This window comes from Flavobacterium sp. GSA192, assembly GCF_006386525.1.
Taxonomy (GTDB): Bacteria; Bacteroidota; Bacteroidia; order Flavobacteriales; family Flavobacteriaceae; genus Flavobacterium; species Flavobacterium commune.
In genome coordinates this window covers 182,517-197,021 of the sequence record NZ_VAHC01000004.1, presented here as the reverse complement: position 1 = coordinate 197,021, position 14,505 = coordinate 182,517, and the positions used below count along the sequence as shown (strand labels likewise).

8 protein-coding genes are annotated in these 14,505 nt (G+C 34.7%); 6 read left to right on the top strand and 2 right to left on the bottom strand.

The features are described from left to right. The first annotated feature begins 62 nt into the window (after positions 1-62). The 4 genes from FDM27_RS09805 (at position 63) to FDM27_RS09790 (ending at position 7,284) form a co-directional block, all read left to right on the top strand. Positions 63-1,139 (top strand): GntR family transcriptional regulator, encoded by a 1,077-nt coding sequence (locus tag FDM27_RS09805; RefSeq protein WP_394332095.1) that lies wholly within the window; start codon positions 63-65, stop codon positions 1,137-1,139. A 181-nt stretch (positions 1,140-1,320) separates the two neighbouring features. Then, a complete protein-coding gene (locus FDM27_RS09800; protein WP_140486114.1) occupies positions 1,321-2,679 on the top strand; it encodes a rhamnogalacturonan acetylesterase in 1,359 nt (452 codons plus the stop codon). A gap of 17 nt (positions 2,680-2,696) precedes the next feature. Then, positions 2,697-5,555, top strand: coding sequence for a glycoside hydrolase family 2 TIM barrel-domain containing protein (locus FDM27_RS09795; protein WP_140486113.1), 2,859 nt, complete (start codon positions 2,697-2,699; stop codon positions 5,553-5,555). A 187-nt stretch (positions 5,556-5,742) separates the two neighbouring features. Then, the gene (locus FDM27_RS09790) at positions 5,743-7,284 is read left to right on the top strand and encodes a rhamnogalacturonan acetylesterase (protein WP_140486112.1); all 1,542 of its coding nucleotides are present in this window, start codon (positions 5,743-5,745) and stop codon (positions 7,282-7,284) included. A gap of 169 nt (positions 7,285-7,453) precedes the next feature. Here the strand turns inward: FDM27_RS09790 and FDM27_RS09785 are convergent, their stop codons facing one another. Then, positions 7,454-9,910: a glycosyl hydrolase 115 family protein gene (locus FDM27_RS09785; protein WP_140486111.1), complete on the bottom strand. Its 2,457-nt coding sequence runs from the start codon at positions 9,908-9,910 to the stop codon at positions 7,454-7,456. A 190-nt stretch (positions 9,911-10,100) separates the two neighbouring features. Between FDM27_RS09785 and FDM27_RS09780 the strand changes: the two genes are divergently transcribed. Together FDM27_RS09780 and FDM27_RS09775 are read left to right on the top strand one after the other, a co-directional pair. Then, on the top strand, positions 10,101-11,087 hold the full coding sequence (locus FDM27_RS09780) for a pectinesterase family protein (protein ID WP_255510515.1): 987 nt from the start codon (positions 10,101-10,103) through the stop codon (positions 11,085-11,087). A 259-nt stretch (positions 11,088-11,346) separates the two neighbouring features. Then, entirely contained in the window at positions 11,347-12,210 is an 864-nt protein-coding gene (locus tag FDM27_RS09775) for a hypothetical protein (RefSeq protein ID WP_140486110.1), read from the top strand. 137 nt (positions 12,211-12,347) lie between these two features. Here FDM27_RS09775 and FDM27_RS09770 read toward each other — a convergent pair whose 3' ends face one another. Next, positions 12,348-14,126 (bottom strand): rhamnogalacturonan lyase, encoded by a 1,779-nt coding sequence (locus FDM27_RS09770; protein WP_219846411.1) that lies wholly within the window; start codon positions 14,124-14,126, stop codon positions 12,348-12,350. Positions 14,127-14,505 lie beyond the last annotated feature (379 nt).

Here is a 14,505-nt window from a genome sequence, read left to right as displayed (position 1 = left end):
AAAGAATAATGCAAAGGATTTTTAGGTGTTGTAAAGAAATAGAAATATAATTTAGAAGTAAAATGGAAAAGTTTTTGACAAAAGAAATGGTTGATGAAGGAGTTTCCTTTACAATAAGTTTAAGTGAAAATTCGAGAATCCCAAAATACAAACAAATTGTAGATTCGATAATTAATAATATTTCTACAGGCAAATTGCAGATGGATCAAAAGTTACCTTCTATCAATATGCTGAGTGAGGAATTTTATCTTTCCAGAGATACAGTTGAAAAAGCCTATAATATTTTAAAGAAAAGAAAAATTATTACTCCCATCAGAGGAAAAGGCTATTATGTTACCCGTACCAAATTAATTGCAAAAGTTAATGTTCTTTTCCTGATTAATAAATTGAGTTCCTATAAAATGAGAATTTATAATTCCTTTATTAATAGTATTGGAGGGAATTCTCAAACCGATTTACATATTTATCATTGTGATCAGACGCTGTTTTTAAATCTTATTGATAAATACCTTGGGGGTTATGATTATTATGTAATTATGCCTCATTTTAAATCAGATGATTTAACTCATTTTAGTTCGGGTGAAGGGGTGCTACAGGCAATCAATAAAATTCCGAAAGAGAAATTAGTTATTTTAGACAATAACAAAGGTATAGAAGACTCAGTAATCGAAGTTTGTCAGGATTATGAAAATGATATTTATGGTGCTTTGAAACAAGGTTTAGCAAAAATTTCAAGATACAATAAACTAATTTTAATTTATCCCGAAAGTTCTGTTTATCCTTATCCAAGACGAATTTTAAACGGTTTTAAACGTTTTTGTGTCGATTCAGGATTGGAGTATGAAGTTCTTAGAGAAGTTTATGATGATATTGTATTGAAAAAAGGTGATTTGTTTATTACCATAGAGGAATCTGATTTGGTGAGTTTAGTAAAACAAATCAGAGATAAGGATTTTGAATTAGGAAGGGAGATTGGTGTTATTTCATATAACGACACACCGTTGAAAGAGTTGCTTGGAATTACCGTAATTTCAACCGATTTTAAAATGATGGGAGCCACTGCTGCCAGTATGATTTTGAATAAAGAATCCGGGAAAATTAAAAATCCATTTAATTTTATAGATCGAAATTCAATTTAAATTTTGATAGGAAATAGTAAAAAAAGCCTTGTAAATTTTAAGATTTACAAGGCTTTTTATTTGTAAATAGCCTTTTTACAAATAAAAAAAAACAGGATTTTGTTAATACCCCAACAGAGCAGGATACTAATTTGTATTGAAAATAATACTTTAGTCGGCTATTAATAAAAACTCGAATTTTATGATTTTAAAAAATAAAATTGTTTTGTTGTTATTGATTTGTAGTTTCAATGTTTCAAATGCAAACATTGTTTTGGCTAAATCAATTGATATAGAAGACAATAAAGCAATTTCGAAAATAGACGGGAAGCAGGTTTTTTACTTTGGAAAGAAAATTAAAAAAGATAAAAAAGCTATCGTTGTTAATAAAGTAATGAATTATGATGCTTCTTTAGGTTATGGGTTTGATTTTAATTCGGAGAGCAACGTTAAACTGAACTCAAAATCATTTAATATTGAAGCGCCTACTTATTTTTCGGTAAAAGTTCCTGAAGGCAATTATCAGGTTACGGTAACTTTTGGCAGTAAAACTAAAAGTACTACAACTACTATTAAAGCTGAATCCAGAAGATTGTTTTTAGACCAGCAAGTACTTAAAAAAGGAGAAACGACTACTAAAGTTTTTAATGTAAATGTGAGAACTTCCAAAATTGATGAAAAATCGCAAATTCAACTAAAAGACAGGGATTTGGGACAATTAAATTGGGATGAAAAATTGACTTTGGAATTTCTGGGAACAGTTGAAATTAAAAGTATTAGTATTACTCCAATAACCAATGTTAAAACAGTTTATCTGGCTGGAGATTCTACAGTAACCGATCAGGATTTAGAGCCCTGGGCATCATGGGGGCAATTCATTACCAATTATTTTGACCAAAATGTGGTGGTGGCAAATTATGCGGTTTCCGGAGCTACATTGCGTTCTTTTAAGGCAAGTTTGCGTTTGAAAAAAGTCTTGTCTATTATCAAACCGGGAGATTATTTAATTGTTGAATTTGCTCATAATGATGAAAAAGAAAAAGGCGAGGGCATTGGTCCTTGGGATTCCTATTCAGCTTCCATTCGTGAATATGTTCAAGCAGCCAGAGACAAAGGTGCAATTCCAATTTTGATAACTCCGGTTCAACGTCGTGCTTTTAATGCCGACGGAACTTTAAAACCAACACATGGGGATTATCCTGATGCCATGCGAAAAGTAGCTCAGGAAATGAATGTTCCTTTAGTAGATATTACAAAATTAACTACAACACTTTATGAAAGCTGGGGAGATGAACCATCCAGAAAAGCATTTGTTCAATATCCAGCGAATACTTTTCCGGGGCAAAAAGAAAAATTAGAAGATAACACCCATTTCAATTCTTTTGGAGCCAATGAAATTGCACTTTGTGTGATGAAAGGACTTCGTGATTTAAACAGCCCTTTGGCTCAATATTTCTTAAAAGAAGTGCCTCAATATAATCCTAATCAGCCGAATGCTTTCGCAAAATGGACGCTGCCTATGAGTAATCGTTTTGAAATTGTAAAACCAGACGGAAACTAATTCTATAATCAAATTTTATGTTTTTTAAAAAATCATTACAAGCTGCCTTTGCATTATTTCTACCGTTTTTATGTGTAATAACTGCAAATGCTCAAGAAACTAAAAAAGTGTTCCTCTCAGGGACAGATTTTGAACATCCTGTAAAATGGGATTTTATGTGTACCGCTGGAAATAACAGCAAGCAATGGTCTAAAATTAATGTGCCGTCAAACTGGGAACTGGAAGGTTTTGGCGAATATACTTATGGCCGTTGGTACAAAGAATTAAACCAAAAGGAACCAAGTAAAGAAGAAGGTTTCTATAAACATGAATTCCAAATTTCGGCTTCAGATAAAGGCAAAACCATTTATATTGTTTTTGGCGCAGCCATGACTGATACAGAAGTTAAAATTAACGGAAAATCAGCAGGACCCATTCATCAGGGTGGTTTTTACGAATTCAAATATGATATTTCGTCTTTGTTGAATTATGGAGGAAACAATGTTTTAGAAGCACATGTTTCTAAACATTCGGCTAACAATTCAGTAAATGCTGCTGAAAGAAAGGCCGATTGGTGGCTTTTTGGAGGAATTTATCGCCCGGTTTGGCTAGAAATCATGGCAAAAGAAAATATAGCTCATGTTGCTGTAGATGCTAAAATGGATGGAACGTTGAATGCACATTTAGATCTTCAGAATATTTCTCAAAAAGGCTCGATTACGGCTTCTATTTCGGCTGATGGAAATAATAAAATCATTGGAACACATACTTTTGATGTTAATGCTAAAGAAGCTAAAAAAGTCATTAACATGCAGTTTCCAAATATCAAGCCGTGGAGTCCGGAAACGCCTAATTTGTACAATCTAAAATTAGAATTGAAACAAAACGGGAAAACCATTCACGAAATTACTGAACGTATTGGTTTTAGAACCTTAGAATTCATCAAAAAAGACGGAATCTATGTGAATGGAAAGAAGATTATCATGAAAGGAGTTAACCGACATGAAATTTGGCCAGAGTCTGGAAGAAGTACCAGCAAGCGTTTGAGCATCATGGATGTGAATTTGCTAAAAGATATGAATATGAATGCTGTGCGTGGCCATTATCCTGCGGACAGTCATTTTCTACAAGTTTGCGATTCATTAGGGATTTTTGTTTTGGATGAATTAGCAGGTTGGCAAAATTCTTATGATACTGAGACAGGAACTAAATTAGTAACAGAAATGGTAACGCGAGATGTCAATCATGCATCGGTTATTATTTGGGATAATGGAAACGAAGGCGGATGGAATTATAATGTAGACAAGGTTTTTAGAGATTTAGATCCTCAAAAACGTATTGTTATTCACCCTTGGTCAGATTTTGATGGTTGGGATGCGCATCATTATCCAGCGTATCAAACCGGAATTCACCGATTCGTAAAGGGAGAAAATGTTTTCTTTCCAACAGAATTTATGCACGCCACTTATGACAATGGAGGAGGAGCAGGACTGGAAGATTTTTGGAATCACTTTAAGGAAAGTCCGTTGTTTGCCGGTGGATTTATCTGGGTTTTTTGTGACGAAGCAGTGAAAAGATCTGATTGGAAAGGAAAAGAGCAATTTGACTCGAAAGGTTCTTTGGCTGCCGATGGAATTCTTGGGCCTCACCGTGAAAAAGAAGGAAGTTTTTATGCGATTAAGGAAATTTGGGCACCAATTCAATTTGCTCCTTTGAGTATCACTTCTAAGTTTGATGGTACATTTTTTATAAGTAATGATTATATTTTTAGTAATCTGAATACTTGTACAATGGAATACCGAGTGGTTAAGGCTAATAAAGACGCTTTATATGCTAAGAATGAAAATTCGATTTTAGATAAAGGAAAAATTGAAATTCCAAGTATTGAACCAGGGGAAACTTCTAAAATAAAAATTCCTGTTGGGGCTAACTTTTTCGAAGGCGACTGGGTAGAAATTATTGCTCGTGACCAACACGGAAGAGAAATCTATACCTGGACCTGGACCATTCACAAAGGAGATTATTTTGCTGAGAAATTTTTGTTGAAAAAAGAAACCAAGGCAAAAGTGAGTATTAAAGACGAGGCAGCTTCAGTTTCATTGATTAGTAAAGATGTTCAGGTTTCATTCGATAAAAAAACCGGGAAAATTACCGAGGTTAAAAACAAAAACGGAATTGTTCCTTTGACTAATGGACCAACACCAATTGGGATGATAGCTGAAGTAAAAAGTATTGAAACTACTATCGAAAATAATGCAGCCGTTTGTGTGGTGAATTATATTGGAGGAATCAAAAAAATCAAGTGGACAATGACTGCCGATGGTCGTTTGAAAATGGAAATGTTAGCACTTAAAGATGCAGGAGCTAACAATGGTTTTGATGGTGCTTTTTTCCAAGATAAAGTAGATGCTTTTGGTATCACTTTTGATTTCCCTGAAGAAGGAGTCGAGAGCATGAAATGGTTTGGAAAAGGGCCTTATCATGTTTGGAAAAACAGAATTCAAGGAACAACTTATGGAATTTGGGAAAAAGAATACAACCAAACTATTCCTGGAGAAAGTTTTGAAAATATGATTTTGCCAGAGTTTAAAGGTTATCATGCTGATTTTTACGCAGGAGCTTTGAAAGCCAAAGGAAATAATAGTTTCAAAATGTTTGCTGCTTCCGAGAAAGTATTTTTAAGATTATTTACACCGGATTTACCTAAAAATGCTTTTGAAGGTGCTTATCCGCAACCGGCTTTCCCTGAAGGAAATATTTCGTTTATGTATGAAATTCCGGCAATGCGTGATTTTAAACCTATTGAGCACCATGGACCACACAGTCAGCCTGCGAGTATTAGAATTAAAAGTGGCGACGAAGGAATTCAGATGAATTTATGGTTCGATTTTAGATAAGATAATAATTTATTTTGCCACGAATGCTCGAATGAATTTTTAAAGTATTTATTTTAGATTACACTAATTAATTTCGACAAAGTCGAAATGTGTTTTTGAAAATTGAACATACAGAGAGTTATAAGGAATAATTAGTGCATTCGTGGCTAAAAAAATAGAGAATAAATATAACAACAAATAATAAAAAATGAAGATTAATAAATTAATGCTATTTGCCTTATTAGCACTTTTTTTAGCACAATTTAAGGCTGAGGCACAGCAAAAAATAACAGTGTACACAGTAGGCGATTCTACAGTTAAAAATGGTCGTGGCGATGGAGCTGGTGGTCTTTGGGGCTGGGGCGATTACATCGGGCAGTTTTTAGATTCTAACAAAATTACAGTTGAGAATCATGCTCTGGGAGGAACAAGTTCCAGATCGTATCAAAACCTAGGATTATGGGATGCGGTTTATAAAAAACTGAAAAAAGGCGATTATGTTTTAATCCAATGGGGGCATAATGACGATGGCCCGCTTAATGATACCATTAGAGCCAGAGGAACCATAAAAGGAATTTCTGATAAGACAGAGGAAATTGATAATTTGATTACCAAAAAGCACGAAATTGTGCATACTTACGGTTGGTACATCCGTAAAGTAGTGAAAGAGGCTAAAGAAAAAGGAGCTATTCCTATTGTGATGTCGCCAATTCCAAGAAATACCTGGAAAGATGGAAAATTGCCTAGAAATAATACTTCTTACGGATTATGGGCGAAACAAATTGCGGATCAGGAGAAGGTAGTTTTCATCGATTTGAATGATAGAATGGCTAAGAAATTAGAGCAATTTGGCGAAGCCAAAGTAACAGGAACTTATTTTTATAAAAAAGACCATACACATCCATCGGCTAAAGGAGCTGTGATGGCTGCCACTTCAGTAATCGAAGGATTAAAGGCATCTGCGAGTCCTTTGAAGAATTACATTTTAGAAAATCCAGTAATCAAATTGCCTAGAAAAATTAATGTTTTCCTGATTGGCGATTCGACTATGGCGAACAATAACAATGAAAATGCAGTAGGATGGGGAGTAATGGCTCCACGTTATTTTGACACTACCCGAGTAAATATCGTTAACAAAGCAAGAGGAGGAAGAAGTTCACGTACTTTTGATTTTGAAGGACTTTGGGATAAAACAAAGCAAGAAATCCAGCCCAATGATTTTGTTATTATTCAATTTGGACATAATGATGCCGGTAAAATTGATGGGGAAAAATTCAGAGGTTCTATCAATGGAATTGGTGACGAAACTCAAGTAGTAAATCGAGCAGATAGTTTGACGGAAACGGTTCATACTTATGGTTGGTATTTGAAGAAATTCATTCGCGAAACCAAAGAAAAAGGAGCAACTCCAATTGTGATGAGCTTAACGCCAAGAAACGAATGGCCAAATGGAAAAGTAGAGCAAAGAGATCAAACCTATATTAAATGGTCACAACAAGTGGCTGAGGCTGAAAAAGTAGATTATATCAATTTAAGCCAAAAAGTGGCTCAGAAATATGAAGCTTTAGGACAGGAAAAAGTAAAAGAATTTTATCCAAAAGATCATACACATACCGGTAGAGCAGGCGCTAATACGGTTGCTGAAACCGCTGCTGAAGAGTTGAGAAGTTTAAAAGGAAGTAAGATTAGAGATTTGGTTTTAACTAAAAAAGAGGTAGATGATTTGCCTCCTGTTCAGTTGAATAAATAAATTAGTTTCTATCAGGATAAAAATTGGCACACAGATGAAACGGATTTTAGCAGATTATCACAGATTGAATTTTTCTTAGTTAAGAGAAATCCGTTTTTGTCAGTTGAATCTGTGTTATCTGTGTGCTAACTAGTCCGCTTGCGGACTTTTTTATAGATATGAGATACCGTTATTTAAATGGTATCTCATATTTTTTTTGTCCTTTAGGATAAATCGCTAATTGGTCAATTACAATTCCGGTTTGATTTACCTCGATTTTAATACTGTGTTTTCCTGTGTTTTCTATTTTTACAGGAAGGCTAATAATAGCTGCATTCCGCAACACATTTGCCTTCCAAGTTGCGTCTCTGTCATAGCTGTTCAACTTGAATGTTTTGTTAGTATTTGAATCGAATGTAACTGTTGCTTGATGATTAGAATCATTAGCATGTGTTGGGATGAAACGCACTTCAATCTCATATTCACCTGTATTATTGCTTTCGAAAGTATAAGTTACCGAAGGTTTTTCGGATTCAAAAGAGCTTGTTTTTAAAGGGAAAAGAGTGATAGCAGCATTGCTGTATCCAAAACCTTCTATCGCTTTCCATTGGTAATTTTTAACCCCTTGACTTGCCGAAAAATGGTTTGCCTGAATCGCGATTAATTCAGTAGTTGTTGCTTCTTTCTTTTCTTCAATTTTTACTGGGTTATCGTATTTTATAGCATCAAAAACAGGCAGTTTTCGTGGAGCCATACTCATCATATTGTTCCATTTTCCATTGCTCATTTCGTTATTGTAATAATGAGTCAATTTTTCAATTTGACGGTAACCTTCTTTCGATAAGTTTTCGAATTTTTCTTTTTCTGCTGGATCTTTTGTTTCTAATGATAATTGCCAATATAAAAATTTATGATTGATGTAAGCTGCCGATTTTACTGGATAAACAACCAACTGAAACCAGGCATCTTTTCGTTCTTGAGGAATAGATGCAGATAAACTATTTACTTTTTCAACTAATTGATCATAAAGCTGGATTCTTCGTTTGGCTTCAGCAGTCGTAAATTCAGAAGGTTTAATTTGGGTTGTTGGTTCTGTTTGGCTCCAGCCCATGAATTCCGGTTTTCTCAACATCGCTAATCTATAATATTCACTCATGACGTTGCTAATATCATTGGCAACGGCATCATTAAATTCTCTTGCTGCCCAGTTTTTCAGATGTTGGTTAATTCCATCTGGTTTTATGGAGTTGATATCCCAAGCCAAGTCCATGAAGAATTCCAAATCGTATTCGGTAGGTTTGATGTCGCCGACATTCACAATCCACATTTTTTTGTCTCCGTTGGCGTAAGCCTTAGACATTTCTGACCAAATTAAACCCGGCTGCATAGACGATAACCATAGATAATCATGAGGTCTTCCCCAGTAACTTAAATGGTAATAAATACCGCCACCGCCAATTCTTTTTTGTTCTTTTTCGTCGCTAATTCGTCTGATGTAGCCATAGTTGTCATCGGTCCACATCAGGGTAATATCTTCAGGAACTTTTAGTCCTTTATTGTATTGTTCTAAAACTTCTTTATACGGAATCATAACTTGAGGAATCGAAGTAATAGGTTTTTTAAATGTCGAAGCCAGCATTTCGCGTTGTTTGACGATGATTTTTTCAACCATATTTTTGGCTTCTTCTGCATTTTTTGCACCTTCCATTTGGCTGTCATGAACGCCACGCATTCCCAGTGTGAAGACTGCTTCTGCTTTGCTGTCGCGAACTTCATTTAAGCGTCCTTGCCAGTAATCGTTTATTTTTTCGCTATTTGTAAAATAATTAAAAGCACCCATGGTTTCTTTTTTCCACTCGTCCACATTGTTTCTCAACATCGGTTCGGCGTGTGAAGTTCCCAATAGAATATGGTATTTCTGAGCCATTTCTTTATTGCCTTCGATTTTAAAAAAAGCTTTGGTCGATTCGTGCATGGCCGGCCAAATGGTATTGGCTTTCAGGCGCAATAATAATTGGAATATCTTTTCGTAGGTTTTAGGGCCAATATCTTTTGTTTCTTTTTCGAAAGTTTTAGCCGCCCAGGGTTGTAATCCCCAGTCTTCATCATTTAAGAATATGCCTCGAAATTGCACCGAAGGACTTTCGGTAATTCCTCCGGCAGGAAGGTTTAGGACTAATGTTTCTTTTTTAATATTGTTGACATCAGCCCACCATTTCCAAGGGGAAATCCCCAGTCTTTCGGCAGTTTCAAAAATCCCGTAAACCGTTCCGCGCACATCGCTCCCTACAATGTACAAATTGTTTTTGTCCTGGTCAATCGAAAATTTTTCCCAGGCCCCTTTTAAGTTAGATTTCGTATAATTTTTAAAGACAGTTTCATTGATTTGGCCAATGTAAATTCCTTTTTCATTCGTTGCTTTTTTAGAAGCTATAATTTTAGGTTTTTGCCCTGTGATTTCCTGAATGTCGTTTGCCAATTCATTGACAGCCCAAACCACCAGTTGATCAGCATTTTGATCGATGTAAATAGTGCTGACTTTATTTTTATCAGCAATAAGAAAGCTGCTTTTGTTTTCCTGACCCCAAAAAAAATGGCTTGTAAAAAAGAGTATTAGTAAAGAGGAATATTGAATTTTGTTTTTCATTAAATGCTTGTTTTGATTGGTTTTGTTAGGGTATTTAATAGCCGTCTAAAATAAGATAATAACGCCTAATAATGAAGTGATTTCGTGATTTTTTACAATATGTAATCGATTACTAAAAGCTGGGTTTTTTTTCTTTATTTTTGGGTTTCGATTCCTTTTGGTTTAAAGGATGAATAATTAATTTTTTTAGATGATGAAGTATATTTTAGTATTGTTTTTTTGTGTTTTTTCAGTTGCTTCTATTGATGCGCAGTTAAAAAAAGATTTGGATAAAAAGATAACGGTTACTCAGGATGGAAGTGGCGATTTCAAAACCGTTCAAGCGGCAATTGATGCTGCCAATACTGAAAAGGAATCCGTTTTGATTTATATCAAAAAAGGAATTTACAAAGAAAAATTAGTCATTCCATCTTCAAAAGCAGGATTGAAATTGGTAGGAGAAAATAAAGACAATACGATTATTACCTATGATGATTATTCGGGGAAGGTGAATCCAAATTCGAAGCGAAATATAGGAACTTCCGATTCATATACCCTTTTGGTTCGTGCCGATGATGTTCGAATAGAAAATTTAACGATAGAAAATACATGGTGTGAGAAAGGACAGGCTGTTTCTTTATGTGCAAAAGGTAATCGTTTTATAATAAGAAATTCTAAAATTTTAGGTTGTCAGGATACTTTGCTTACTGACGGTGATGGTTATTATCAATATTATGAAAATTGCTATATCGATGGGACAACTGATTTTATTTTTGGTCCAGCAATAGCCGTTTTTGAAAATTGTATTATTAATAGTAAAAAAGATTCTTATGTAACGGCGGCATCCACTCCCGAAAATCAACAATTTGGTTATGTTTTTCTGAATTGCGTACTGATTGCCGATGCCAATGTGACAAAGGTTTTCTTAGGCCGTCCCTGGCGTCCTTATGCTAAAACGGTGTTTATGAATTGTAATTTAGGAAGCCATATTTTGGCTGAAGGATGGAATCCATGGAAAGATGAGCGATTTGCCGATAAGACTAAAACCGCTTTTTACGCCGAATACAACAACAAAGGAAAAGGTGCAAAAACTGATAAAAGAGTGGCTTGGTCGCATCAATTGACTAAAAAAGAAGCTGCAAAATATACCTTGAAAAATATCTTTCCTAAGGATGATTTTTGGAAAACGATTCGATGAATTTTAGCTCCGCAAAGTCTGTGACTTTGAGGATGCGTTAATCTGTCTCTGACAGACATAATATCGGTTGTAAACCGATAATCACTACCGCAAAGTTGCAAACTTTGCGGAGCTGGGAGCTGGTTTTGACCGACATTTTCACAACAATCTGTTAATCTTTTATTTCCGTTTTAAATAGACTTCGAGCAGATAGTATTTAAGTAACTTTGCTGTAATATTTTTAACTAATTTACTATTTAAAAAATATAGAACAATAAATATGATTGACCAAGAAGATTATTTAAGATTTTTAAATCATTTACAAAGTATAATAAGTCTTAAAGAAAGTTGTAGACCTTTGTCTGAAGATAAGAAATATAGTCATGATGATGTTCGTAATACTTACTATAGACAAGTAATGAATGTTATAAATGATTACTATTTAGGTATGATTGGCCCTTTTTTTATGAATAGAATAAAAGACCCTCTTGGAAATGGAACAATTGCTCAATATTTGCCTTGTGCTATTGAAAACGAATTGTTTTCTAATTTAGGCTTTCTTTGTAGTTTTTCGTATTTAAAAACGTGGCATGATATGAAAAAGGTAGGTTTAGTTTTTTCTTTGTGGATTGTTTTTGAAGATTCAATTGATATTATTTATCAAAATATTGCTACAGAAAGTGAAATTGAAAAATATAAAAATGGAACATTCAATAGAATTAAAAAAATTATTGAAGGAAAACTTATTGATGAAGATATTCAAAGTATTCAAGAAAAATTGAAATCTGACTACATAGGTATCAATAATAAATATAATTATATTTTAAATTTTCTCACGTTGGATAAAAACCAAAAAAAGAAGGTAAAAGAAATTAGAGATTTCCTTCAATTTTTTAATATTCTTAGAAACTCATTACATACTAATAGTAGACCAATGAAAAACTATGAATTTAAATTGTCAATTGGAACATTTAAATTTGAAAAAAATAAACATATTGATTTTTTCACTCTTGACGTATTATATAATTCGATAAACGAATTTGTAAAGATCTTTAGTTTTTTAAGAGAAAACTTAGATATAGAGAAAGAGATGTTTAATACAGCCTCTTTAGTTGAAAACTCATATACAGGAACGGATTTATAATTAGATAACGTTTGTTTTGATGAAAGATAAATCAAATATTCTTGTCTTTTAAAAGAGTTATTTAAAAAATAAAATTCCACATCGTCTCTGACTTTGTGGAATTTTGTTTTTATATAAAGAGTTTTTTAAAATTTAATTTAAGGAACCAATTTTATATTTGGTTTTGGAGCGGCTTTCATGCCGGTTCCCATATAAAAACTGGTATGTGGCGGCTGGTTGTAGCCTACATTTTGCCAGGCAATCGCTAAACGATATTGGGAATCGTGCATTAAGGTATATTGTCTGATTGTCGTTGGAATTGTAGTGGAATAAATACGCAATTCGCTGTTGTCCTCACTTCTTAAAATTAATTCTTCTCTCCAATCTCCTAAAATATCAGCTGAAAGGGCAGGAGTGGATTTAGTCCCATTGTTAGAACGCGCTCCTTCGGCAGTGAAAATTCTGCCTTTTCCGTATTTGTCAATATAATTCGAATTTAAAATTTCTCTGGAAGCGTCGCCATCCCAGTAAATTAAGAAGTTGGTAGAACGAGGTGCTTCGCCAATTTTATTTCCTTTGATGTCGTATAAACCTTTAGAACCTGACCACCACATTTGGGCGCCAACTTTTGTCGGGTCAATGTTATCAGCAACCCCTCTTCCTACGTCCTGGTCGTCCATGGCGGTAAATAATACTTTTCCATTGGCAGCCGAAAATAAAACTACTCCCGGACCTTTTGTCCCTTCTTCAATTTCGTGTACACCAAAAACTTCCTGACCGGGAATTTCAGGATCTAAATCGCTTACATGTAATGCATCTCCATGTCTAAAACCTGTGGAGTATAATCCTTTTCCATCGTTGTCAACAACCATAGAGCCATATACAATTTCGTCTTTTCCGTCATTATCCACATCGGCAACTGAGAGTCCGTGATTCCCCATTCCGGAGAACGGATTGTTCCCGTCTTTAGAATCAAAAACCCATTTTGAGCTTAGTTTTCGGTCTTTAAAATCCCAGGCAGCCATAACAATTCGTCCATAATAACCTCTGCACATTACCACAGATGGATGTACGCCGTCAAGGTAGGCAATGCAAGCCGTAAAACGATCCACTCTGTTTCCGGTTCGGTCATTTTTCCCGTTTCCGCCTTTTCCTCCCCATTTTCCAATATCCCCTCTTTCAGGAATGTAAGGAACTGTATTGATTATTTTTCCCGTTTTACCATCAAAAACAGTCAGGTATTCAGGTCCTTGTAGTATTTTACCAAAAGTAGCCGATTTTTGATCGGTATCTCTCCAGTCTTTTGAGGCGTCTCCCACTACATTATTAGCACTATCAGTAGTTCCGTCTGCAGTTTTACAAACAAATTCGGCTATGCCGTCTCCGTCTAAATCATAAACCATGAATTGAGTATAATGCGCGCCTTCGCGAATGTTTTTGCCTAAATTAATTTCCCATAAAAATTTTCCTTCGAGAGTGTAGGCCTGAAAAATAGGAGGGTCAGTTAATCCAGTGAAAGAATTGTCTTTTCCTATACCTGTCATGTGAACAATTAAATCATAACGCCCGTCTCCGTCTAAATCCCCCACCGACATATCATTTGGAGTGTAGCCTTGTTTTGCTTTTAGGGGAATGGATAAATAGTTTTTATCGGGACTATTGGCTGGAATAGTGAAACTTCCTTTGGCTTCTTTTTCGACTCCGTTGCTAACCGTTTTTACAAACCAGCTATTGTCTTCGGCTGGATTGGCTTTGTCATCAATCAGATTGGTTGCGCCAGTAATGGGTTGGTCGTTTACACGAACTGCTGCGTTTGTTCCGCTTTTTCGATACAAATTGAAAGTCAAATTATCGGCATCAGTTCCTAAAACTCTCCAGCCTATATAAAAATGACCGTTTTCTTTTACAGCAATCAATCCCCTGTCGAGGGACTCCATTTGTTTTTGGCTGAATAATAATGAACTGGATAGTTGGAAGACCAGTGCTATTATTAGGTTTTTATTCCAGGTGTTTTTCATGTTTTTTTGTTGGTTTGGTTATAGAAAAAGCTGTATTTATCAATTTCTATACCATATGACTACAGAAAAGGAAATATGTTTAATGGGATGGTAGCTTTTTTGTTAAATTTTTTTAAATGCTTTATCAATGATATTCTGTTTAGACTGATAAGTTTTGGTTTTAATACTTATAATTTTCTTTTTTGCTTGATCAAAAAAGAAACAAAAAAATCAAGTCTTTGCACCCTCGTCGGTCAAATTAGTTTTCGAATGCTAAAAGAAAAGAACTCGCTACGCTCAAACAGCTTTTCTTTTTACG

What these genes read in the sequence shown, in the direction of transcription:
- FDM27_RS09805 (WP_394332095.1), top strand. Translation starts at nt 63, where the DNA reads ATGGAAAAGTTTTTGACAAAAGAAATGGTTGATGAAGGAGTTTCCTTT.
- FDM27_RS09800 (WP_140486114.1), top strand. Translation starts at nt 1,321, where the DNA reads ATGATTTTAAAAAATAAAATTGTTTTGTTGTTATTGATTTGTAGTTTC.
- FDM27_RS09795 (WP_140486113.1), top strand. Translation starts at nt 2,697, where the DNA reads ATGTTTTTTAAAAAATCATTACAAGCTGCCTTTGCATTATTTCTACCG.
- FDM27_RS09790 (WP_140486112.1), top strand. Translation starts at nt 5,743, where the DNA reads ATGAAGATTAATAAATTAATGCTATTTGCCTTATTAGCACTTTTTTTA.
- FDM27_RS09785 (WP_140486111.1), bottom strand. Translation starts at nt 9,910, where the DNA reads ATGAAAAACAAAATTCAATATTCCTCTTTACTAATACTCTTTTTTACA.
- FDM27_RS09780 (WP_255510515.1), top strand. Translation starts at nt 10,101, where the DNA reads ATGATGAAGTATATTTTAGTATTGTTTTTTTGTGTTTTTTCAGTTGCT.
- FDM27_RS09775 (WP_140486110.1), top strand. Translation starts at nt 11,347, where the DNA reads ATGATTGACCAAGAAGATTATTTAAGATTTTTAAATCATTTACAAAGT.
- FDM27_RS09770 (WP_219846411.1), bottom strand. Translation starts at nt 14,126, where the DNA reads ATGGAGTCCCTCGACAGGGGATTGATTGCTGTAAAAGAAAACGGTCAT.